Here is a 22,487-nt window from a genome sequence, read left to right as displayed (position 1 = left end):
GTCGGTCAGGGCTCGCTGTAGCCGGTGGGAAAGATCCTCAGCTGGAGCCCGGCGGGATCATGCTGGAAGATCAGGCCGCCGTAGCGTTCGGAGTAGGGCGGCAGATAGTCGAACTGGGCCTCGGCCGCTTCCACCACCCGGTCGCCCGCCCGCAATTCTCCGCGCACCAGCAGGGTGGCGGCGGTCGCGGCGGTCCGGTTGCGGATCTGGAACCGCACGGTATGGCCGAGGCCGCCCGCCCGCGTTTCCACCACCGTCACCTCCATCTCCCCCGGAACCGAGCCGTGCTCGCTGAGGGCGTACTGCACCATGTAGGCGATCATCGCGGCGATCAGTAGCGCGCCGATGCCGGCCAGCACCCATTCCAGCGGAGAGGTCGGCGGTGCGCGCTCCGCCCCGCCGTTCGGTCGTGACTCGTCGCCGGTCGTTTCCATCGGCTCCCTCATCGGATCGCAGGATCAATCACAGGATCAGGCGGGCCGCCGCGGCGCCGATGGCGCAGGGGAAGCCCAGGACCACGGTGGCGCTGAGGATCTCGGCCAGACCGGTGCCGTCGGTCCGGCCGAAGGTCCACAGCAGATAGAGGCAGATCGCCAGGACGATGACGTAGCCGACGACGGTGAAGCGCAGGAACAGGCTCCAGAACCCGACGTCGCCGGGCGGCTTCGACCCGCCGGGGAATTCCACCGCATAGACGAAGGCGTGCATCAGCACCAGCGACAGCAGCAGAAGCGCCAGTTCCCGCCACGGGTCCATCATGTAGGACAGCAGCACCATCTCCTCCGTCGGGGCGACGTTGAGGCCGAGGAACAGCGCCCCCACCGCCATCAGGAACAGTTCCTGCGGATAGGTCATCGAGGATTGCCGCTGCAGGCTCTCGCTGCTCTTCTCGCCGAGCTGGTCGCGGGCGAGCATGGCGCCGATGGCGGCGGGGAAGCTCTGCAGGGCGATCTTGCCGATCACCTCGCGCGCCGGCATATCGGCGGACAGCACCTTGAAGATGACCAGGATGACGGCCGACATCACCACCGCCACGGCGATGGCGACGAAGGCATCGGCGACGTCGTCGCGCAGCCTGGCGTTGGCCTTGAAGCCGCTGACGACCGACAGCCCGATCAGAAGCGGGATCATCAGGACCAGCAGCAGGACCAGCCGCCAGGGCGTCATGGTGAAGCCGATCCACCACATCTCCATGGTCATCAGCATCGGCAGCGAGAAGATCAGCGCCCCGGCGAAGGCCCGCGCCAACCCGACGAGGAAGGAGCGGTTGTCTTCGTAGACGGGCCTGTCCGAAGCCGCTCTGCCCGGCAAAGCCGCATCCTTCCGGCCGGTTTCGGCGGTCATTCGTCGTCTCCCCGACCGTTGCAGCCCAACCCCGCGGCGATCATCGCGGCGGCTTTTCCACCCTCAACGCTCACGGCCACGCACAGGTTTCCCGGAGTGATGTGGGAACTTCGGATTGCCCACGAAACCGCCGAGCCTCGGCTCTGTTGAGCGGAGGGGGAAAAGGCCTCGGCCCGGCAGAGGCCGGTAAGGGGCCGGGTGATCAGGGAAGGGGTGGGCATGGTCTGGCCGGGGCGGCACCGCGGGGGATTCACAACGGCGCCCGCCACGGCGCCCACTGCGGCGCGATCCGTTCCGCCGCCGGTCTTGCCGGCGGCAGTCCTCGCTCTTGTCGGATGCGAGGGCCGCCAGTCGGCATTGGACGCCGCCGGGGTCGGCGCACAGGAGATCCTGGTCACCGGCTGGATCCTGTTCGCCGGCGGCGGCGCGATCCTCATGGCGGTGATGGCGCTGGCGCTCTACGCCGCGCTGGTCCGGCCGGAGCGCTTTCCCGGCCGCCGCGCCTGGGTGATCGGCGGGGGCATCCTGTTCCCGGTCGTCACCCTGACGGCACTCCAAATCCATGAATATGCGCTCGCCCGCCGGCTGGCGATGCTGGCTCCGGAGCCGGCGCTGGTGGTGGAGATCACCGGCTACATGTGGTGGTGGGACGTCCGCTATCGTGTGCCGGGGCAGGAGCCGCTGCGCGCCGCCAACGAGATCGTGCTGCCGGCCGGGCGGCCGGTGGAGCTGCGGGTCGCCAGCGCCGACGTCATCCATAGCTTCTGGGCGCCGTCCCTTGCCGGCAAGATCGACATGATCCCCGGCCATGTGAACCGGCTGCCGATGGTGGCGCAACGGCCGGGGCTCTACCGCGGCCAATGCGCCGAATATTGCGGGGCGCAGCATGCCCTGATGGCCTTCGACGTCCGGGTCCTGCCGGCCGGCGCGTTCGACGCCTGGATGGCGGACCAGCGGCGCCCGGTGCCGGAACCGGCGACATCGGTGCTCGCGCGCGGCCGCGACGCCTTCTTCGCCTTCGGTTGCCAATCCTGCCACGCCGTGCGCGGAACCGAGGCGTCGGGGCTGGTCGGTCCCGACCTGAGCCGCCTCGGCGCCCGGCCCTCGCTCGCCGCCGGGACGCTGCCGACGCGGGTGGAGACCATCGCCGCCTGGATCCAGGGCGCCCAGCACATCAAGCCCGAGAACCGCATGCCGTCCTTCGACGTGATGGACGGCGAGACCTTGGATGCCATGGCCGCCTGGCTGGAGAGCCTGAAATGACCCCGCCCCCCCACCATCCTGCCCCCCAGCTTGGCGAACCGCTCCGCGACGCGGTCTCCCCCAGCCTTCCCAGCCCCACCCCGCGCCCTGCGGGGGAGGAGGAGAGGCTGCGCCGCCTTTGGCGGCTGCCGCGGGGGATCGCGCTGCTGACGGCGGTGAACAACACCAAGGTCGGCGTCTGGTACATCGGCACGGCGCTGCTGTTCTTCCTGGTCGCCGGCATCCTGGCCCTGGTGATGCGGCTGCAGTTGGCGGTGCCGGACAACGATCTGCTCGACCACAACACCTACAACCAGTTCTTCACCGTCCACGGCACCGGGATGATGTTCCTGTTCGCCGTCCCGATCGTCGAGGCCATCGGCGTCTATCTGCTGCCCTCCTTCCTGGCGGCGCGCGACCTGCCGTTCCCCCGGCTGTCGGCCTTCGCCTTCTGGGCCTATTTCTTCGGCGGGATTTCCTTCTTCTGCTCCCTGATCTTCGATGTCGCCCCCGACGGCGGCTGGTTCATGTATCCGCCGTTGACCAGCTACGAGCATTCCCCGGGCATCAACGCCGATTTCTGGCTGCTCGGCATCGGTTTCATCGAGATCTCGGCCATCGCCGGCGCCATCGAGATCGTGGTCGGCATCCTGCGCACCCGCCCGCCCGGCATGACGCTGGACAAGCTGCCGATCTATGCTTGGTCGATGCTGGTGATGGCGGGGATGATCATCTTCGCCTTTCCCGCCGTGATCGTCGGCACCGCCCTGCTGGAGATCGAGCGCAGCTTCCACTGGCCCTTCTTCATCGCGGAGAAGGGCGGCGATCCGCTGCTGTGGCAGCACCTGTTCTGGTTCTTCGGCCATCCGGAGGTCTACATCATCTTCCTGCCGGCCGCCGGGCTGGTGTCGATGATGGTGCCGACCCTGGCCCGCCGTCCGCTGATCGGCCATGACCTCGTGGTGCTGGCGTTGGTCGGGACCGGGTTCTTCAGCTTCGGCCTCTGGGTCCACCACATGTTCGCCACCGGCATCCCGCCGCTGTCGCTCAGCTTCTTCTCGGCCGCCAGCATGGCGGTGGCGGTGCCCAGCGGCATCCAGGTCTTCGCCTGGATCGCCACGCTGGGGGCGGGGCGGGTACAGTGGACTGCCGCGACCTTCTTCCTGTTCGGCTTCCTCTTCATCTTCGTCCTGGGCGGGCTGACCGGGGTGATGGTGGCGGTGGTGCCCTTCGACTGGCAGGCCCATGACAGCTACTTCATCGTCGCCCATCTGCATTACGTGCTGATCGGCGGCATGGTGTTCCCCGTCTTCGCCGGGCTGTACCATTGGTGGCCGACGCTGAATGGCCGGCTGCTGTCGGAGCGGATCGGGCGCTGGGCCTTCTGGCTGATGTTCATCGGCTTCAACGTCGCCTTCTTCCCCATGCACATCAGCGGCCTGCTTGGCATGCCGCGGCGGGTCTACACCTATCCCGGCGATCTCGGCTGGAACCTGCTGAACATGGTGTCGACGGTCGGCGCCTTCGTGCTGGCCCTCGGCGTGCTGCTGGTGCTCGTGGACATGGCGCGGAGCGCGCTGGGCGGGGATAAGACGGCGCCCGAGAATCCCTGGAACGCCGGAACGCTGGAGTGGCTGCCGAACGAGCTTTACGCCACCCGCAGCATTCCGCACGTCACCAGCCTTCATCCCCTGTGGGACAATCCCGACCTGCCGCGCGAGGTGCGCGAGGGCGCCCATTACCTGCCGGGCGCCCCGACCGGCCGGCGCGAGACCATCGTCACCAGTCCGATCGAGGCGAAGCCGCAATATCTGATGCCGCTGCCGGGGCCGCACTGGGCGCCCTTCCTGGCCGGGCTGTTCACCGCGGCCCACTTCATCGGCCTGACGCTGAAGCTCTACTACGCCTCGCTCGTTCCGGCGGTGCTGGCGGTGGCGATGGTGATCTGGTGGCTGTGGGGCCTCGACAAGGGTGCGGACCACCCGCCGCAGGATGTCGGCGGCGGCTGGCGCGTGCCGGTCTATGTGCAGGGGCCGAAGAACCATTCCTGGTGGGGCATGGTGGTGCTCCTGCTGGTGGACGGCACCGCCTTCGCTTGCCTGGTCTTCACCTACCTGTTCCTGTGGACCGTCAGCCCCGACGTCTGGCCGACCGGTGACGGGCTGCCGGGACTGCCCTGGCTGGCCGGCGGGCTGGCGCTGTGGGCGCTGGCGGCGTTCGCCATCGGCCGGGCGCGTGCGGCGATCGACCGCAACCGGCACGGCCGGGCCCGCATCGGGCTGGTCCTGGCCTGGACCGCCATGGTCGGCGGCATCCTGCTGGACGCCCAGGCGCAGATCCAGACGGGGCTCGTCGGGTCGGCCAGCGCCTATGGCGCCATCGCCTATATGCTGGTGGCCTGGCAGGGCTTCCACGTCGCGGTGATGACCCTGATGCTGGGTTACACGCTGGCGCGCTCGGTCGCCGGCCTGCTGCATTCCGAACGGCGGGTGACCTTCGACAACACCATGCTGATGGGCTGGTACAGCGCGGCGCAGGGGGGAACCGCCCTGCTGCTTCTGCACCTGTTCCCGCGGCTTGCGATCTGAGGGGGAATCCATGGCGAGCCGCAGTTTCCCCGTTACCTTCGCCGGGATGCTGGCGCCCTTCCTGGTCTGGGCGGCGCATTTCGGCGTGGTCTACGGCATCAACGGGCTGGTCTGCGCCCGGACGCCGGAGGGGGCGTCGCTGTTCAGACTTCCGCTGTCGATGGCGCTGGTCGGCATCGCGACGCTTCTCGCCCTGGGCTGGGTGGCGATCCTGCTGGGGAAGGCAGTGCAGGGAGCCGGGCCGGCCGGCCACGTCGCGGCCGCCGACCCGCGCCGCTTCGCCCGCTGGTTCGTCATCGCCGGATCGGCCTCGGCGCTGGTGGCGATCCTGTGGGTCGCGATGCCCGCCCTTCTGGTCCCCGCCTGCGGTTGAGGCGGGCGTCCCGAGACGTTAATCCTGCGGAAAACCAAACGTTTTCGGCCCCCCGGACGCTTCGACAAGCATCCGGGGGGCCAAACGTCGGCGGCGTCCGCTTTCTGGGAGCTGCCGTTACTGCTGGGTGCCGTTCGGGGTGGTGGTGGAGGTGCCGTTGGGGGTGCTGCCGGGCATCGTGTTGCCCGGCGTCGTGCCGGTGGTGTTCCCGGTGGAGGTGCCGGAAGTGCCCTGGCTGTTGCCGCTCAGGTTCAGCGCGGCCATGGTCCGCTGGTCGGCGCGGCCGGTGGCGCGCAGGCCGTTGTCGCGCTGGAACTTCATCAGGGCGTTGCGGGTGCCGGCGCCCCAGACGCCGTCGACGGTGATGTCGCGGCCGTCGTTGCGATCGTTCAGCGCCTGCTGGATTTCACGCACCTGCTCGTGGCTCAGGTTGCTGCTGGAGGCCATGGCGCCCGAGTGGTGGCCCGAACGGCGCGTCGAATTGCCCGACGTCTCGTCCTTCACCTCGGCGGTGGCACGGTCGGTCACGCGGTCGGTCTTCTTGCTCAGGCTCTCGTCCATGCTGTTGCCGGCCACCGCGCCGCCGACGCCGCCAACCACCGCGCCGACCGGGCCGCCGACCACGGCACCGGCCACCGCACCCGTGCCGGCGCCGGTCGCCGTCCGCGAGGTATCCGTGCTGCCGCAGGCGCTGAGCGCGAACAGGGCGCCGGCCGCGGTGGCGGTCATGACGATCTTCGAAATCCCACGCATGGTTGCCATCCTTCTCGATTACGATTCGATGTTGGCGACCCGCCGCCCGGTGCGGCCTGTACTGTCCTGCCGCACGGCAAGCGACAGCTGGGTCATGCGATGAACAATCAACAGCGGGCCTTCTTGTTCCCTGACGTCGTCTCACGATTTTCCGTCGTCGTCCTTCACCATGGCGCGTTCGGGGGCCCGGCGGGAGTAATACTCCGCCACGGCGTCGATCTGCTCGTCGGTCATGCGGCGGACGGAAGCCTCCATGATGCGCGACAGCGCCGTGTTCCCCCGCGCCCCGTCGCGCCACAGCCGCAACTGCCCGGCGATGTAGGAAGCATGCTGCCCGTCCAGCGACGGGTAGCGCGTGTCGCGGGCATGGCGGGCGTCGCCATCCACCCCGCCATGGCATCCTGAACAGGCGGCCACGCCGTCTCCGGGGGCTCCGGAAGCCGCGATCCGCCGGCCGAGTTCCAGGCGTCCGGGAGAGGGATCGGCGTCTGCAGACGTTGCCGTTGCAGGCTTTTGCGCGGCGTAATGCCCGGCCAGCGCGCGGAGCGCGTCGTCGTCCAGCCCGGCGGCGACCGGCTGCATGATGCCGCTGAAGCGGTCGCCGCCGGCATAGGCCCGCAGCGTCTCGTACAGGTAATCCGCCGACTGCCCGGCGATCCGTGGGAAGGCGCCGGCGGTGTCGCCATTCCCGTCATAGCCATGGCAGCGGGCGCAACCCTGGAGGGCTGCGCCCAATCCAAGGCCTGCCGGGCCGCCGGCCGGAGCGCCGGTCGGACCGGTCAGCTCGGCCACATGGGCATGTCCATCGGCCTGCGCCCGACCGAAAGCGAGGCTGCGATACTCTTCCGCGCTCATCCCTTTGAGACGCAGGAGAAAGGCGGTAACCGCCCAGGGCTCGTCCGTGCGCTGCTGGGCCGGCCAAGCCGGCATGCCGGCATATTTGATGCCGTGCAGGGTGATCCAATACAGCTCCCTCGGCTTCCAATCCGCTACCTTGTCGGGCAGGTAGGGCGGTTCCGGCATCATGTGGCGGGAGATCGGGTTGCGCGGCGCATCGGGCGCGCCGTGGCAGGGCGCGCAGCCATCCTCGTAATGGCCCGCGCCGCGGCGGACCAGCGCCGGATCATCCAGACTGGGCAGATCGGGCGGCGGATCGGTGAAAGCGGCGTGCGTCTCGACCGAACGGCGCATCGCCATCTCGAAGAACATCTCGACGGGCGCCCAATGCTCCCGGCTCGCCGCGACGCTGTACAGGCCCGACCAGGCGAACAGGAGCCCGCCGATCGCGGCCGCCATCCCTGCAAGGGCGAGAGTCTTCAAGGTCCGCCGCATGCGCTCAACCGGCCCTTCGGCTGGAGAGCGGCCGGTCTTCGCCCAGACCCACCCCTCGCCGCAACCAGCCCGCCATCCCGGCCAGGACCAGCGCCACATAGGCCAGCGACCCGACGACCCCCATGATCAGGCCGCCCAACTGCTGGTCGGCCAATGGCGACAGGCCCCAGGGCGTGGTGGTGGTGAGATGGTAGGGGAACAGCGGCGTCCCGGCGAAGATCAGCAGAGCCGCCAGCATCGCCAAATGAACCGAGGTGCCGAAGGCGGCCAGCAGCCCGCGCAGGCGCATGGCGTCGTCCGCCGGCGCCAGCACCGTTCGCCATGCAGCGACCGCCCCGGCGAACAGCGTGGCGTGCATCAGCCAGAGCACCGCATCGTTCGCCAGTGCCACCATGTAGGGCCCCGGCAGGTGCCAGACCCACAGGGTGATGCCAAACAGGCCCCAGGCCAGCTCCGGCTTTCGCAGCGGCCTTGCCGCACGCCGCAGCGGCTGCGGCCAGCGCGGTCCCCTGGCTGGCCAGCCGAGCACGAACAACGGTGCGGCGACCTGGATGGTCAGCAGATGCTGGGCCACGCGGGCGGAAAACAGGGCGGAGGTCAGGCTGCACAGGGGGGAAACGAAGGCGACGCCCAGCGCCAGCCAGCCGGCGGCGAGGCACCAGGGCCGGGCCCCCACGCCAACACCGCTCGCGTCCGCCCGGCGCACGACCATCGCCAACCCGACCACGGAGAGCGCGAAGGCGGCGAGCAGCACCGGATCGGTGTTCCAGGCGGTCGACAGGTCGCCCGGCACCGGCGGGACGCCGCAATAGGGGATGAAGGGAAGGCTATCGGTCGCCATGGCGCGGCCTCACGGATTCCGGGGTCTCTGCAAGCTCTCCAATAAGCGGAATGGCGGGATGTTCCCGGAACAGGCAGTGTTTCCTCCAGAGGATGACCCGATGGGCAGGGAGCGGAAAGGCCGCTTGGGTGTTGATCCGCGCAAGGACAATCGGAAACGTCGCCGGAGACGACCATGTCCGCCGCCTCGCCGCCGACCGCTTGACGAGCCGGTGCTCGCCGCCGAGCTGAGCCGGCGCTTGAACCTGTCGCGCCAGCGCATCGGCCAGATCGAAGCGGCGGCGATGCAGACCGCCCGCAAGGCGGTTCTCGCCGGACGGGCCGCCCAGGCATCCCGCAAGCCGCCTAAAGCGCGGCCGGCCGGGGCTCCGCGCCTCGGCGAGCGGCGGCCTGTTCGGGGGCGGGCCTGAACCAGTCCAGGCAGCCGGCCGGAACCACGCCGTTGCTGACCAGCAGCGCGCCGCGCTGGTAGAGGCCGAGCGTGCCGGCCCCATCGGCCATGTCGATGGCCCAGAGCCGGCCGGTGGGATCGCTCCATACCGTGCGGCCATCGACGGAGGCCAGTGCACTCAGCGCCTCGGCCGGGGCGGTGCCCGGGCGGAACAGCACCAGCGTGGCGGTGGTGCCCGGCGGCGGCACGGTGGCGACCGCCCCGGCAATCCCGACCGCGAGCGCCAGCAGCAGCGGCACCGCCACCCGGTTCCTGCCGCTCGGAGGTCCGCTCTCCGCGCGCGTCAGCAGCCATCCGGCCAACATCACGGCGATGCCGAAGACGAAGAACCACACCAGGTCCCAGAACAGCTTGTTCTCCACATCCATGCGGATGCGGTGAAGGCCGAGCAGCCAATGGGACATCAGCCCGTCCAGGACGTGCCAGACGCCGAAACCCAGCAATGCCCACCCCATCAGCCGGCGTCCGCCGATCTGGGCCAGCCCCGGCCGGCCGCGCCACAGCAGCCACAACCCGATGGCGGCGATGACATACATCAGCGCGTGGAACACCCCGTCGGCCAGGATTTGCACCCCGATGTCGGCAAAGGCCGGGTTGGTGAGGCCGGACAGCAGATGGTGCCACTGCAGGATCTGATGCAGCAGGATGCCGTCGAAGAAGCCGCCCAGTGCGAAGCCCAGGCAGAAGCCGCCCAACAAAACGGTCCGTCCCGGTCCTTGAAGGTCCGACATCGGGAGCGGGTGCGGCAGGGGATCGGCGGCGCTCATCGGACGGTTCCATGATCTGTCGGCCATCCGGTTTGCGGCGGCCTCGCCACTCCAACAGGGCCGTCCGTGTGCTGTTCCCCCTCTTGGGGTATTCCGATAACGGGTTGGTTCCCGCTGCCGCCATAAGAAGGGTTTAACGCTTTTTCCTCTATGCGCCGCGTTGGAAGGATCCCACCATCGCGTTGGACACCCTGGCGTGGAAAGTGGCCATGGTGGACTACATCCGTCGTGGCGGCACGGCATGCGTGACGGTCCTGTGCTGCCATGGTTCGTCTGCCCACACAACAAATGGTAGGCCGCGCGTCCTGTCCGGCGGATATGGGCCGGGATGCGACATGGCATCGCGGCGCGGACGGCGCCGGGCCGCCAGTGTTGAGGGGAACGCGCCGACCCGAAGGGGCACTCGCCTCGAGAGGGAGCCGCGAAAGTTGGAGAGGCATGGCTGCATGCAGCAACGTCAAGCACGTGACCCACGGCTCGATCTGTTCAAGGGCATGGCCCTTCTCATCATCTTCATCAACCATGTCGGGGGAAACCCGCTGGCGAAGCTGATGCCGGCCCGCTTCGGACCTTCGGATTCGGCCGAGATCTTCGTCTTCATCTCCGGCTACGCCATTGCGCTGGCCTACGCCCCGGTGCTGGCGGAGCGCGGCTTCGCCGCGTGCCAGCGCAAGGCGCTCGACCGCTGCCGCCAATTGTGGGTGGCGAACATCCTGACCATGCTGGTCAGTGCGCTGGTGGTGGCGCTCGCCGTCCATATCGGCGATTTGCCGATGGCGGCGTCCAACCGCCTGCAGAGCTTCGCGCCGTTGTTCGACACCCCGGTCACCGCCATGGCGTGGAACCTGGTGCTGATGTACCTGCCTTTCGCCTTCGACATCCTGGCGCTCTACATCCTGCTGGTGGCGGTGGCGCCGCTGTTCCTGTGGACTTATGCCCGCTTCGGCTATGCGGCGATCGCAGTGTCGCTGCTGCTCTATCTGGTCGCTCAGGCGGCGCCCGGCCTGATCCCGCCGAACCTGTGGGACGAGGACTGGAACTTCAGCCCGCTGGCTTGGCAGTGCGTGTTCTTCCTGGGTACCAGCCTGGCGCTGATCGTACGCAGCGGGCGGGTCCGGCTGCCGCGCTCACGGTGGCTGCTGGGCAGTGCGCTGGCGCTGCTGGCCGGCATGGCGGTGTGGAAATTCGCGGCATCCGACATCGGCCAAGCCTTGGCCCCCGCGGCGCTCCGGGACTGGCTGCCCGAGGAGACGATCCCCTGGGCCGACAAGGACACGCTGGGCCCGATGCGGCTGCTGCATTTCCTGGCTCTGGCCTGCGCGGCGGCGTTGCTGGTGCCGCGGGATGCCGGGTGGCTGCGTTCCGCCCCCGCCCGGTTGCTGGTCGCCTGCGGCCGGCATTCGCTGCCGGTCTTCTGCGTCGGCGTGGTGTTGTCCATCGCCGGGTCCGCCCTGCTGGTGGCGGAGGATGGCGCCTTCATGGTCCTGGTGGTCAATATGGTCGGCATCGCCGTTCTGCTGGCGATGGCGCTGGTGCTGGAGCGGCGGCGGACCCGTCGGCAGTCCGTCAAGTCCGCCGTTCCTTCGGCGGCGATGGCTGAGACGCCGTGAATGCCGGGGCCCAAGCTCTGGCTGGGCTTCCTGTTGAATCCTGCGCCGGGTGAGCGCATGATCGGGACATGCAATTCAACCCGGCCATACCGTCCTACCAGACGCTGAAGCCGACGCCGCAGCTGAGTCCCGCGGCGCAGGTCGCCCTGTCCCCGGCGGTCCAGGCGGCGCAGCAGACGGCACCGGCGGTCCGCACGCAGACCGTGACGGCACCACAGGCGGCCGGCAAATCCGACCAGACCCGCGACGCCCGCACGGCGACCCAGGGCAATCAGGCGGTCGACACCGCCGCCGGCGCGCTTGGCGCCCGGGTGAACGCCCAGGGCTACCAGCCGCGCGGATCCCTATTGAACCTGTCGGTCTGAAAAGAGGTCGTTCGGGACATCACCCTTGGCCGTGTGGAACCGGCGGCGGAGGAGCTTCCCCCCGCCGCCTTCTCACAGGCCCCGGTTCAGCGCGACAGTTCGCTCAACGGACCCTTGCCCTTGATGGTCTCGTAACGGCCCTTCTGCCATTTTTCCAGGCCCTGAAGCTGCTGTTCGGTCATGTTGAGGGTAAGCTTGTCGCCCTTCATGTGCAGCTTGTTCAGCGGCAGGACGACGTCCTTGTCGCTGACGTCGATGGTGTGGTCGACGTCGATGACGGCATAGAGCTTGTTGTTGTAGCGGACGACGTCCTCGATCTCCGCCATGTTCTCGCCCTTGGCGCCGTAGATGTCCTTACCCTTCAACTGGTCGACATGCATCTTCATCAGCGCCGGATCGGCGCTGTCGTCGATGGCCGCAACCGAAGGATTGTTCGACTTGGTCACGCTGTGTTCAGACGACGCGGCCAGGGCGGGGGAGGCGGCGAGCAGCGCGGCGGTGCAGCCCAGAACGAGATAGCGTTTCATCGGTTGGCTCCATCTTTCGTGGATGTTGTGGCGGATCAACGCCTTTGCCGGCCGATTGGTTTCCCCTTTGCCAAAAGAAAAAGGGCCTTCCTCCGATTTGGAGAAAGGCCCCGTTTCTTCAGGCCGAGACGGAAGTCTTACTTCAGCTCGTCCATCGTGTTGATGATGTGGCTGACGATGCCGTAGTCCTTGGCTTCGTCGGACTGCATCCAATAGTTGCGGTCCGTATCCTTGGCGACCTTTTCAAAAGGCTGGCCGGTCTCGCGCGCGATGATCTTGTTCAGACGCTCGCGCATGCGGATGATTTCCTTCGCCTCGATGGCGATGTCCGTCGCCCGGCCGCCCGTTCCGCCCAGCGGCTGGTGGATCAGGAAGCGGGTGTTGGGCAGGCAGAACCGGTCTTCCTTGTTCGCCGCCAGATAGATGTGGCAGCCGGCGCTGGCGACCCAGCCCGTGCCCAGCATCTTCACCCGCGGCTTGATGAAGCGGATCATGTCGTGGATGGTGTCGCCCGCCTCGACATGGCCGCCCGGCGAGTTGACCACGACGGTGACGTCGTCGTCGCTCTCATGCGCGAACGCCAGCAGCTGGGCCGACACGACCTGCGCCAGCTTCATGTCGATCTGGCCGAAGATCAGGACCGTGCGCGCCTTGAACAGGCTCTGCTGCACGGCGGCGAACTGCGGCTGGGCGCTTTCCTTCGACTTCTCGTCCGGTTCCTTTTCGGGTTCGTCGTCGAACCGGGTGTATCCGACCTGCGCCATTGATGTTCTTCTCCCTGGTATCGGAAGCGGGGTATCGGGACCGGGATTCGTCGCCGGAGGGATGCCCCGACTGCTGTCCCGCTGCCGCATGCGCCTTGCCTGCTTCACCACATAGCCCGTCCGGGCTTCATGTTCAACGTCCGGCGGGCCAAAATCGATGGCGTCGGTCACGCCTCGGGTTGCGCGCGGATGGCCGGGCGGCCACACTTCGACCTGGACGGCCGGACCGGCCGGGAGCAGGAGTGCGGCGGAATGTCCGATGGCGGCGCGGGGCGGGGCGTATCGGTCATCGTCGCGGCCCACCGCGCCCACGACACCATCGCCCGCGCGGTCCGCAGCCTGCTGGCCCAGGACTGGACGGCTTGGGAGGCGGTGATCGTCAGCGACGACGGCACCGACTACCGCCCGACGCTGCAGGCCGCCGGAATCGACGACCCGCGCCTGGTCTTCGCAAGCACCGGCCGGATCGGGGCCGGTGCCCCCGCCGCGCGCAACGTCGGGCTGAAGGCCGCGCGGCTGGCACTGGTGGCGCCGCTGGATGCCGACGACCGTTTCCGTCCCGGCCGCCTGTCGGCCTTGGTGCCTCTTGCCGTCCGCCATGGTGCTGCCTTCGACAATGTCGCCGTGGTCCGCGACACGGACGGGTCGCCGCTGCGCTGCCTGTATGGGGATGAGCAGGCGCCGGCGCTGTTGGACGGCGCCTGCTTCCTGGAGACCTCCGTGCCGATGTTCCCGGTGGTGCGGCGGGATCTGGTGCCGGGCTGGGACGAGGATGTGGATTTCTGCGACGACGTTGTCTTCAATGTCCGGGTGCTCGACGCCGCCGGCCCGGTGCCGCTGGTTTCGACGCCTTTCTATGAATATCGCCAGCGTGCCGGCTCCATCACCTTCTCCGCCGACAGCGGAGAGCGTGCGGAGCGCTGCTATCGCCGTGCGCTGGACCGGCTGGCAGGGGACGGGTTCGGCATCCGGGACGAGTCGTTGCGCCACCGCTTCATGCAGGCCATCGTCGTCAAGCGCGCTCGGAACGCCGCCTATGACGCTGCCTTCCGCGCCGGCCGCTGTGCCAATTTCCAGGAATTCCTGGCGCTGGGGGAAGGGTAAACCCTGAAACGCCACGCTGCCGCTGGCTTTGCTTTACCATTTCGTGTCAGCTTTGTTGCATTGCACATCGCCGGACCGGACACGGGTAAACTCCATGAACGCCCCGACCTGCTGCCTTGCCCGCATCCCCGCCAACGGAAAATTCTGGCTGAAGAATGCGCGGGTTCACGACGGATTACGCGATATCCGGATCGAGGATGGCCGGGTCCGCGCCCTGGTGCCGGCCGGCGAGTCGCCCTGCTGCGCGCCGGGGCTCGACCTCGAGGGGGGCGATGTCCGCCGGATGGAGAGGGACGGCCCGGTGGTGGCTGGAGATCCCGCCGATCTGTGGGTGACCCTCTGCGGCGGCCGAACGGTGCCGATGCGGGCAGGAAGGCTGGAGGGTGGCGAAGGTCCGAAGGCGGCGGACATGATCGGTTCGACGGACGGTTCGATTGGCTGAACCTTCTCGACTCCGGATTTGAACTGAATGATATAGTTCGGCTTGCCCAGCGGACCCTTCGGTTGCGCCAAGGCAGCGCGAAACTCGCCTCGGTCCCGGTCCCATGCGCCATACCCTTCGCATCGCCGCACTCCTTGTCCTGGCCGCCCTGGCGGGCGGGGCCTATTGGTATTTCGTGAAGCAGGGCGGCACCGTCGCCGCGCTGACGGCGATGATGAGCGGTGCCGTCTCCGGCAATGCGCCGCCGCCCGGCGGCTCCGCCGGAGCCAAGCCGCCCGGCGGCGGCCCGCCGATGTCGGGGGCGATTGCGGTGGAAGCCGCGGCGGTTCGCGTCGGCGTGGTGGAGCGGACGGTGACCGCCGTCGGATCCCTGCTGTCCAACGAATCGGTGGTGATCCGCCCGGAGATCGCCGGCCGGATCAGCGAGATCGCCTTCAAGGAGGGGCAGCGCGTCGCCAGGGGCACGGTGCTGGTCCGGCTGGACGACGCCATCGCCCGCGCCACCCTCGCCCAGGCCCAGGCGAGCATCGCCTTCTCCCGCGCCGAGCTGTCGCGCGCCGACCAACTCGTCCGCCAGAACACCGGCCCCTTGCGCAACCGCGAGCAGGCTTCGGCCAAGCTGCTGGCCGACGAGGCGGCGGTGCAGCTGGCGAAGGCGCAGCTCGACAAGCAGGTCATCACCGCGCCTTTCGACGGGGTGCTCGGCCTGCGCAAACTGTCGGTCGGCGACTTCGTCCAGGCCGGCAAGGACATCGTCAACCTGGAGGACATCGACACGCTGAAGCTCGACTTCCGCGTGCCGGAGATGTTCCTGCCGGCGGTGAGGGTCGGGCAGACGGTGAAGGTGGCGGTGGACGCCTTCGGCGGACGCAGCTTCGATGGCGCGGTCTACGCCATCGACCCGCTGGTGGACGTCAACGGCCGCGCCCTGGCGATCCGCGCCCGCGTGCCGAATCCCGACGGCTCGCTGCGCCCCGGCCTGTTCGCCCGGGTGTCGCTGACGCTGACCACGGTGCCCGACGCGGTGCTGGTTCCGGAGCAGGCCGTCGTCGCCTTCGGCAAGGATCAGTACGTGTTCAAGGTTGTGGACGGCAAGGTGGCCCAGACCCGGGTGATGCTGGGCGAACGCCGCAATGCCGAGGTGGAGATTTCCAAGGGACTCGTCGCCGGCGACATGGTGGTCACCGCCGGTCAGCTGAAGATCCGCGACGGCGTGCCGGTGACGGTGCTGCCCGGCAAGCCGGCCGGGAGCTGAGGCCATGGTCCTCTCCGACATCTCCATCCGCCGTCCCGTCCTGGCGACGGTGATGAGCCTCGCCCTGATGCTGATCGGCGTCGTGTCGTACCAGCGCCTGTCGGTCCGCGAATATCCCAAGATCGACGAGCCGGTCGTCACGGTGGAGACGACCTACAAGGGCGCCTCGGCCCAGATCATCGAAAGCCAGGTCACCCAGACGCTGGAGGACAGCCTCGCCGGCATCGAGGGCATCGATGTCATGTCTTCGATCAGCCGGGCGGAGAAGTCGCAGATCACCCTGCGCTTCCGGCTGGACCGCAACGTCGATGTCGCCGCCAGCGACGTGCGCGACCGGGTGGGCCGCGTGCGCGCCCAGCTTCCCAGCGAGATCGACGAACCGGTGATCGCCAAGGTCGAGGCCGACGCTCAGCCGATCCTCTATCTCGCCTTCTCCTCCGACCGGCATTCGCCACTGGAGGTGACCGATTTTGCCGACCGCTACGTCAAGGACCGGCTGCAGAACCTGCCCGGCGTCGCCCAGGTCCGCATCTTCGGCGAGCGCCGCTTCGCCATGCGCCTGTGGCTCGACCCGCAGCGGATGGCGGCCTACCGGGTGACGCCGCAGGATGTCGAGAACGCGCTGCGCCGGCAGAATGTCGAAATCCCGGCCGGCCGCGTCGAAAGCGTGGCGCGCGAGTTCACCGTGGTCTCGGAAACCGACCTGCGCAGCCCGGCCGAATTCGAGGCCATCATCCTGCGCGACGATGCGGGATATCTGGTCCGGCTGCGCGACGTCGGCCGGGCGGAGCTGGGGGCGCTGGACGAGCGGGTCAGCGCCCGCTTCAACGGCCGCGGCGCCGTCGCCATCGGCGTGGTCAAGCAATCCACCGCCAACCCGCTCGACGTCTCGAAGGCGGTCAACGACGCGCTGCCGAAGATCACCGCCGCTTTGCCCGACGGCATGGGGGTGGACGTCGCCTATGACAGCTCGGTCTTCATCGCCAAGTCGATCGATGCGGTATTCCACACCATCTTCGAAGCGATCATCCTGGTCGTGCTGGTCATTTTCTTCTTCCTGCGCTCGCTGCGGGCGACGCTGGTGCCGCTGGTGACCATTCCGGTGTCGCTGATCGGCGGCTTCGCCCTGATGTATGCCTTCGGCTTTTCCATCAACACGCTGACCCTGCTGTCGATGGTGCTGGCGATCGGCCTCGTCGTCGACGACGCCATCGTCATGCTGGAGAACATCTTCCGCTACGTCGAAGAGGGGATGAACCCCTTCCATGCGGCGCTGAAGGGATCGCGCGAGATCGGCTTCGCCGTCATCGCCATGACCATCACGCTGGCGGCGGTCTATGCGCCGATCGGCTTCATGACCGGCCGCACCGGGCGGCTGTTCACCGAATTTGCCCTGACGCTCGCCGGTGCGGTGATCGTCTCCGGCTTCGTCGCGCTGACCCTGTCGCCGATGATGTGTTCCAAGCTGCTGAAGCACGAGACCAAGCACGGCATCGTCTACCGCGCCATCGAGCGGTTCCTGGAGGGAATGACCGATGGCTACCGCAGCCTGCTGCGCCTGTCCCTGCGGGTCCGCCCGCTGGTGCTGCTGATCGGGCTGGGTGTCGCCGCAGCCAGCTATGTGCTGTTCACCGGCCTGAAGTCGGAACTGTCGCCGGTCGAGGATCGCGGCACCATCGTCGGCATCGCCATCGCACCGGAAGGGTCCACGCTGGACTACACCATGGGCTATGCCCAGCGGATGGAGGCGCTGTTCCGCCAGATCCCGGTGCTGGAGAAGTTCTTCGTCGTCGTCGGCTTCCCGGTGGTGAATCAGGGCATCGCCTTCGTCCGCCTGATCGACTGGGACGAGCGCGACGTGAAGCAGCAGGCGATCACCGCCCAGCTGTTCCCCAAGATGTTCGGCATTCCCGGCATCCTGGGCTTCGTCACCAACCCGCCGTCGCTGGGCCAGAGCCCGATCGACAAGCCGGTCAACTTCGTTATCCAGACCTCGCTGCCCTTCGAGGAGCTGCAGGCGATGGTCAACGCCATGATGGCGGAGGCGCGCAACTTCCCGGGCCTGACCAACCTCGACACCGACCTCAAGCTGAACAAGCCGGAGCTGCGGGTCTCGCTGGACCGTGACAAGGCGGCCGACCTCGGGGTGGATGTCGACACCGTCGGCCGTACGCTGGAGACCCTGCTGGGCGGCCGGCAGGTGACGCGCTTCAAGAAGGACGGCAAGCAGTATGACGTGATCGTCCAAGTGGCGAACGTCGACCGCCGCAACCCGGACGACATCGCATCCATCTATGTGCGCGGCGGCACCTCTGCCACCGGCGGAGCGGGTCAGATGATCTCGCTCGCCAATCTGGTGAAGGTCGAGGAGCGGGTGGCGCCCAAGGAGCTGAACCACTTCAACAAGCTGCGCTCCGCCAGCATCACCGCGACGCTGGCGCCGGGAACCTCCCTGGGCGAGGCGCTGGCGGTGATGCAGGCGGCGGCGAACAAGGTGCTGCCGGCCACAGCCCAGACCGACTATGCCGGACAGAGCCGCGAGTTCCGCGAATCGGCGACCGGCCTCTATTTCGTCTTCGTCCTGGCTCTCGCCTTCATCTATCTGGTGCTGGCGGCGCAGTTCGAGAGCTTCATCGACCCCTTCGTCATCATGCTGACGGTGCCGCTGTCGATGACCGGCGCGCTGGCCGCCTTGCAGATGAGCGGCGGGACGATGAACGTCTATAGCCAGATCGGCCTCGTTACCCTGGTCGGTCTGATCACCAAGCACGGCATCCTGATCGTCGAGTTCGCCAACCAGCTCCAGCGGGCCGGGACCGACATCCGCAAGGCGGTGGAGGAGGCGGCGGTGCTGCGCCTGCGTCCGATCCTGATGACCACCGGTGCCATGGTGCTGGGAGCGCTGCCGCTGGCCTATGCCGAAGGCGCCGGTGCCGAAAGCCGGCAGGCCATCGGCGCCGTCATCGTCGGCGGCATGACGCTGGGCACGCTGCTGACCCTGTTCGTCGTGCCGACGGTCTACAGCTACCTTGCCCGCAAGAGGCCGATGCCGGATGACACGGCGGAGCAGGCGCACGGCTTGCCCCATCCGGCAGAGTGAGGAGGAGACAGTCGCGCCATGGCGAGCGTGCTGATCATCGATGACGACGACGTGGCCCGTGCGGTGCTGCTGCGCACGATGACGATGGCGGGTCACGTGGCGGTCGGCGCCCGGGACGGGGTGGAGGGGATGGAGCAATTCCGCGACCGTGCCGTGGACCTCGTCATCACGGACATCTTCATGCCGAACCAGGAAGGGCTGGCGACGATCATGGAACTGCGGCGCAACGCGCCGACGCTGAAGATCATCGCGATCTCCGGCGGCGGCGCCCGCGCCTCGCTCGATGTGCTTCCGGTGGCCGAAGCCTTGGGCGCGCACCGCACCCTGCGCAAGCCCTTCACCCCGGGGGAGGTGATCGAGGTCGTGCGCGCCGTTCTGCAAGGGTGAGGTTCCCGCTCCGGTCGGCCCCCCCGGAATCGCGAAGCGCCGCTCTCCGGGGACAGCGGCGCTTCGAATTGGAGGATTCCAGCCGATTGACCTGACCGGGTCTTATGCGACGCTCTGGTCAGGGAGCCCGCAGTTCAGGCGGCGAGCCGTTCTTCCTGTACTCGCCGGCTCCGGCGGAGGCGCTCGAAGAGTTGCTGGACACTGTCGGGATTGATCCCGTCGCGCGCCATGACGGCGATCACGATCGGATCCTCGAGCAGTTCGGAAAGGGTCGGCGTCGTGTTGCGGTCCATGCGTCCCTCCCTTGTGTCCGGCCTCCCGGAGCCGTTGCCGTCCCGGAAGGGGGATCGGCGGACGGTCGAAGCCGGCAATGGCGATTGGCCTAATCCCTGCTGCGCGCTCGTCTCGGCTTTCGGTGTTCGGATCGCCGCTGGGGATATACCCCCTTCGGTCCGGATTGTGGGTTAAAAATACAATATGGAGACCATAACTCAGACGAGGTCGTATTGTCACCCGTCCTTTTGTCAAGAGTCGCTATATCTTTGTGTATTGCAGTATTAAGTCGCGGGGGGACGGAACGGGCAGCTCACGCCCGGTCCGGCCGTGCGCGCGTCAGGCTTGTCCCGGCCGCCGAATCGCTCGAGTCGGCCGCAGGGACCGTGACGTCGACCTGGACCCGCCGCACCCTGCCGTGGGACAGGCACAAGTCCGCGGCACGGTCGGCCAAATAATCGGCACCCGGTACATTGGATTCGCGGCAAAGACGACGCAAGTCTTCGACGATGTCCTCGTAGGACATCACCGCTTCGATGTCGTCGGGGAAGCCGGGGCCGGGATGGGTCACGGTCAGCGTCAGGTCGAAGCGGACTTGTGCCCGGTCGGCGCGGCCGGCGAGCGCGACGGAGGCGGCGAACCCGCGCACCAGAATGGTGTAGGTGAGCGGTGCGCCGCCCGGCTGGACCAGCACGGCCCGTTTTGCGCTATCGTCCGACAACAGACTCTCCCGGCCGGCGAGCGGGCGCCGGCATTGCGTTCAGCCCGGCACTATAGGCGGTGTGGTTGCCGCGTGCCACCGCGCTCGGGCCGGTTCAGAGCGCGTCAGCGATGCGCAGAACGGTTTCGCGGCCCGGCACCTCGTCGCGCAGGGTATCGATCCGCCGATTCAGGACCGGATGGATCGTGTCGGCCGCGATGTCCGCCAGCGGGCAGAGGACGAAGGCGCGCTCCGCCATGCGGGGATGGGGGATTTCCAGATCCGGCTCCGCCACCACCCGGTCGGCATAGAGCAGGATGTCGATGTCGATGGGGCGCGGTCCGAAGCGCAGGCCGCCGAGATCGCGGCCGAGCGACGCCTCGATCTCCTTCAGGAAACGCAGCAGTTCCGCCGGGCCGAGGCGGGTGGTGCCGCGCACCGCCATGTTCAGGAAGGCCGGCTGGTCGGTCACATACATCGGCGCCGTCTCGTAGAGGGCGGACTGCGCATCGATCTCCACCGCTCCGGCCAGCCGCCGGATCGCTTCGGCGAGGTTGGCGGCGCGGTCGCCCAGATTGCCGCCCAGTGCCAGATGGACCGTGACGGCGGAAGAAGGCGAGGAAGAGGGGGGCGTAAGCTCGGCCATGGCGTTGGCGGTCCCGATATGCTGGTATGGACGGATGGCGGGAGTCCTAGCAAATCAAAGCCTTCCCGTCATGCCGCCCGTCGCGTCGGGATCGCTCCGCCGCTTTCGGGAACGGACGGGCGGCGGCGGGGTTTCAGCATTCTATCAACCGGTTGAGAAGAACCCGGCGATGACACGATATTCTGGTGGAGGACGAGACATGGGTAGGGCAAGGACCGTGGGCGCTGCGATGATCCTTCTCGGCGGCACCGCCGCCATCCTTGCCGGCTGTGCCACCGGCCCCGACCCGGAGGTGGCGCGCCGCGCCCAGACCGCCATGGTGGGCATGCCCAAGGCCGACCTGCTGGCCTGCGCCGGGGTGCCTGACCGGCAGGCGACGGCCTCCGGCCGCGAATACTACAGCTATGTCGCCCGGCCGGCCGTCGCCTACAGCCCGGGCAGCAGCATCGGCATCGGCGCCGGCAGCTTCGGGGGCAGCGGCGGGGTCGGGCTCGGCCTCGGCTTCGGGGTGCCGGTCGGCGGCGGGACCTCGACGGGTTGCGAGGCGACGGTGGTGATCGGTCCGCGCGGCACGGTGGAGCAGGTCAGCTACCCGGCCGGCGCGTCGCTGTCGTCCTGCACGCCGATCGTCAGCAACTGCATGGCGCCGCGGGGGTGAAGAAGCCGGCGCTTAAGACTTTGAGATGAGGCGGCCGGGGCTGTCGCGGCGCCCGGCGATGCCATATTCTCGACCATAAGCCCGGCTGCAGCCGGGGCACCGACGCCCGCGAAGGGCCGCATCAGGGTTGGAGGAACCACGAACCATGGACATGAGTGGAAGCCATCGGATCGAGGCCGGTCGCGAGGTAGTGTGGGCGGCGCTGAACGATCCGGACATCCTGCGCCAGTGCATTCCCGGTTGCGAGGAAGTCATCCGGCAGTCCGACACCGAGATGACGGCCAAGGTGGTCGCCAAGGTCGGCCCGGTCAGCGCCAAATTCGCCGGCAAGGTCACCCTGTCGGACCTGGACCCGCCCAACGGCTACACCATCACCGGTGAAGGGTCGGGTGGGGCGGCCGGCTTCGGCAAGGGCGGCGCCACCGTGACCCTGTCCGACGAGGGCGGCGCCACGCTGTTGAGCTATACCGCCAAAGCCCAGGTCGGCGGCAAGCTGGCGCAGATCGGATCGCGGCTGGTCGACGCCACCGCCCGCAAGATGGCGGAGGAGTTCTTCTCCCGCTTCACCCAGATCGTCGGCCCCGCTCCGACCGAAGTGCCCGCCGCAGAGGTGCAGCCGGCGTCGGACCCGGTGGTGACGCCCACCGTCCTGGCTGAACCGGCGGTGACCGAACCGGCTGTTGCGGCCCCTGCCGCCCAGCCGGCAACCCGGCCGGCCGTCTATTCCGATCCTGCGACATCCTCCGCGGCCGTCCCGCCGAAGCCGGCTGCAGCGAAACCCGCCACGCGCGTGGCGGAGCCCCCGCCGGAGATCCCGCTGCCGCTGCCGATCGGCCGTGGTCTCGGCGGCGGCAGCGGCAACTTCTACGTTCCGTGGGCGGCGCTGCTCGTGGTCGTCGTCCTGCTCGCGTCGCTGGCCTGGATGAATTAGCTTGGCCAATTGTTCATTGGTCGTACGGCTGCATC

23 protein-coding genes are annotated in these 22,487 nt (G+C 68.3%); 12 read left to right on the top strand and 11 right to left on the bottom strand.

Annotated features, from left to right (window positions below):
* Nucleotides 1-5: 5 nt before the first annotated feature.
* Both JHL17_RS21605 and JHL17_RS21600 read right to left on the bottom strand, forming a co-directional pair.
* Nucleotides 6-434, bottom strand: a complete 429-nt coding sequence (locus JHL17_RS21605) for a TIGR02588 family protein (RefSeq protein WP_247893724.1) — start codon at nt 432-434, stop codon at nt 6-8.
* 28 nt (nt 435-462) lie between these two features.
* Complete coding sequence (locus JHL17_RS21600) at nt 463-1,344, bottom strand: TIGR02587 family membrane protein (RefSeq protein ID WP_200196307.1); 882 nt, start codon at nt 1,342-1,344, stop codon at nt 463-465.
* A gap of 357 nt (nt 1,345-1,701) precedes the next feature.
* On the opposite strand from JHL17_RS21600, the gene coxB reads away from it, so the two are divergent.
* Genes coxB through JHL17_RS21585 form a run of 3 tightly spaced genes read left to right on the top strand, consistent with a single transcriptional unit; the run spans nt 1,702 to nt 5,547 of the window.
* Nucleotides 1,702-2,607 (top strand): cytochrome c oxidase subunit II, encoded by a 906-nt coding sequence (gene coxB, locus JHL17_RS21595; RefSeq protein WP_247893723.1) that lies wholly within the window; start codon nt 1,702-1,704, stop codon nt 2,605-2,607.
* On the top strand, nt 2,604-5,174 hold the full coding sequence (gene ctaD / locus JHL17_RS21590) for a cytochrome c oxidase subunit I (RefSeq protein WP_200196303.1): 2,571 nt from the start codon (nt 2,604-2,606) through the stop codon (nt 5,172-5,174). Before coxB ends, ctaD begins: the two co-directional genes overlap by 4 nt.
* A 10-nt stretch (nt 5,175-5,184) precedes the next feature.
* The gene (locus JHL17_RS21585) at nt 5,185-5,547 is read left to right on the top strand and encodes a hypothetical protein (protein ID WP_200196301.1); all 363 of its coding nucleotides are present in this window, start codon (nt 5,185-5,187) and stop codon (nt 5,545-5,547) included.
* 117 nt (nt 5,548-5,664) lie between these two features.
* Here the strand turns inward: JHL17_RS21585 and JHL17_RS21580 are convergent, their stop codons facing one another.
* From JHL17_RS21580 to JHL17_RS21565, 4 genes are all read right to left on the bottom strand, one after another.
* Entirely contained in the window at nt 5,665-6,300 is a 636-nt protein-coding gene (locus JHL17_RS21580; protein WP_200196299.1) for a peptidoglycan-binding domain-containing protein, read from the bottom strand.
* A gap of 141 nt (nt 6,301-6,441) precedes the next feature.
* Nucleotides 6,442-7,632 (bottom strand): c-type cytochrome, encoded by a 1,191-nt coding sequence (locus JHL17_RS21575; protein ID WP_200196298.1) that lies wholly within the window; start codon nt 7,630-7,632, stop codon nt 6,442-6,444.
* 4 nt (nt 7,633-7,636) lie between these two features.
* Complete coding sequence (locus JHL17_RS21570; protein ID WP_200196296.1) at nt 7,637-8,473, bottom strand: cytochrome c oxidase assembly protein; 837 nt, start codon at nt 8,471-8,473, stop codon at nt 7,637-7,639.
* Between the two features lie 344 nt (nt 8,474-8,817).
* Entirely contained in the window at nt 8,818-9,618 is an 801-nt protein-coding gene (locus tag JHL17_RS21565; protein ID WP_200196294.1) for a DUF2243 domain-containing protein, read from the bottom strand.
* 518 nt (nt 9,619-10,136) lie between these two features.
* Here JHL17_RS21565 and JHL17_RS21560 point away from each other — a divergent pair.
* A complete protein-coding gene (locus JHL17_RS21560) occupies nt 10,137-11,300 on the top strand; it encodes an OpgC family protein (RefSeq protein WP_200196292.1) in 1,164 nt (387 codons plus the stop codon).
* Between the two features lie 68 nt (nt 11,301-11,368).
* Nucleotides 11,369-11,665: a hypothetical protein gene (locus JHL17_RS21555; RefSeq protein ID WP_200196290.1), complete on the top strand. Its 297-nt coding sequence runs from the start codon at nt 11,369-11,371 to the stop codon at nt 11,663-11,665.
* A gap of 86 nt (nt 11,666-11,751) precedes the next feature.
* On the opposite strand, the gene JHL17_RS21550 is transcribed toward JHL17_RS21555, so the two are convergent.
* Nucleotides 11,752-12,192 carry a PRC-barrel domain-containing protein gene (locus JHL17_RS21550; protein ID WP_200196288.1) on the bottom strand — a complete coding sequence of 147 codons (441 nt, stop codon included), beginning with the start codon at nt 12,190-12,192 and terminating at the stop codon, nt 11,752-11,754.
* A 137-nt stretch (nt 12,193-12,329) separates the two neighbouring features.
* Nucleotides 12,330-12,956, bottom strand: coding sequence for an ATP-dependent Clp protease proteolytic subunit (locus JHL17_RS21545; RefSeq protein ID WP_200196286.1), 627 nt, complete (start codon nt 12,954-12,956; stop codon nt 12,330-12,332).
* Nucleotides 12,957-13,208: 252 nt separating this feature from the next.
* Between JHL17_RS21545 and JHL17_RS21540 the strand changes: the two genes are divergently transcribed.
* From JHL17_RS21540 to JHL17_RS21520, 5 genes are all read left to right on the top strand, one after another.
* Nucleotides 13,209-14,060 (top strand): glycosyltransferase family 2 protein, encoded by an 852-nt coding sequence (locus JHL17_RS21540; RefSeq protein ID WP_200196284.1) that lies wholly within the window; start codon nt 13,209-13,211, stop codon nt 14,058-14,060.
* 94 nt (nt 14,061-14,154) lie between these two features.
* The gene (locus JHL17_RS21535; protein ID WP_200196282.1) at nt 14,155-14,502 is read left to right on the top strand and encodes a hypothetical protein; all 348 of its coding nucleotides are present in this window, start codon (nt 14,155-14,157) and stop codon (nt 14,500-14,502) included.
* A 103-nt stretch (nt 14,503-14,605) separates the two neighbouring features.
* Nucleotides 14,606-15,757 (top strand): efflux RND transporter periplasmic adaptor subunit, encoded by a 1,152-nt coding sequence (locus JHL17_RS21530; RefSeq protein ID WP_200196280.1) that lies wholly within the window; start codon nt 14,606-14,608, stop codon nt 15,755-15,757.
* Nucleotides 15,758-15,761: 4 nt separating this feature from the next.
* Entirely contained in the window at nt 15,762-18,857 is a 3,096-nt protein-coding gene (locus tag JHL17_RS21525; RefSeq protein ID WP_200196278.1) for an efflux RND transporter permease subunit, read from the top strand.
* 18 nt (nt 18,858-18,875) lie between these two features.
* Nucleotides 18,876-19,244, top strand: a complete 369-nt coding sequence (locus JHL17_RS21520) for a response regulator (protein WP_200196276.1) — start codon at nt 18,876-18,878, stop codon at nt 19,242-19,244.
* Between the two features lie 134 nt (nt 19,245-19,378).
* Here the strand turns inward: JHL17_RS21520 and JHL17_RS21515 are convergent, their stop codons facing one another.
* From JHL17_RS21515 to folK, 3 genes are all read right to left on the bottom strand, one after another.
* Nucleotides 19,379-19,537, bottom strand: coding sequence for a hypothetical protein (locus JHL17_RS21515; protein ID WP_200196274.1), 159 nt, complete (start codon nt 19,535-19,537; stop codon nt 19,379-19,381).
* A gap of 293 nt (nt 19,538-19,830) precedes the next feature.
* Nucleotides 19,831-20,238 (bottom strand): tunnelling fold family protein, encoded by a 408-nt coding sequence (locus JHL17_RS21510; protein WP_200196272.1) that lies wholly within the window; start codon nt 20,236-20,238, stop codon nt 19,831-19,833.
* Nucleotides 20,239-20,332: 94 nt separating this feature from the next.
* Nucleotides 20,333-20,863 carry a 2-amino-4-hydroxy-6-hydroxymethyldihydropteridine diphosphokinase gene (folK, locus tag JHL17_RS21505; protein ID WP_200196270.1) on the bottom strand — a complete coding sequence of 177 codons (531 nt, stop codon included), beginning with the start codon at nt 20,861-20,863 and terminating at the stop codon, nt 20,333-20,335.
* A gap of 199 nt (nt 20,864-21,062) precedes the next feature.
* Between folK and JHL17_RS21500 the strand changes: the two genes are divergently transcribed.
* Nucleotides 21,063-21,521, top strand: a complete 459-nt coding sequence (locus JHL17_RS21500; RefSeq protein WP_200196268.1) for a hypothetical protein — start codon at nt 21,063-21,065, stop codon at nt 21,519-21,521.
* Nucleotides 21,522-21,672: 151 nt separating this feature from the next.
* Nucleotides 21,673-22,452, top strand: a complete 780-nt coding sequence (locus tag JHL17_RS37730; RefSeq protein WP_282189343.1) for an SRPBCC family protein — start codon at nt 21,673-21,675, stop codon at nt 22,450-22,452.
* Nucleotides 22,453-22,487 lie beyond the last annotated feature (35 nt).

This window comes from Azospirillum endophyticum (assembly GCF_016595245.1).
In the GTDB taxonomy this organism is placed as follows: domain Bacteria; phylum Pseudomonadota; class Alphaproteobacteria; order Azospirillales; family Azospirillaceae; genus Azospirillum; species Azospirillum endophyticum.
This window is presented reverse-complemented; position numbering and strand designations above follow the sequence as displayed.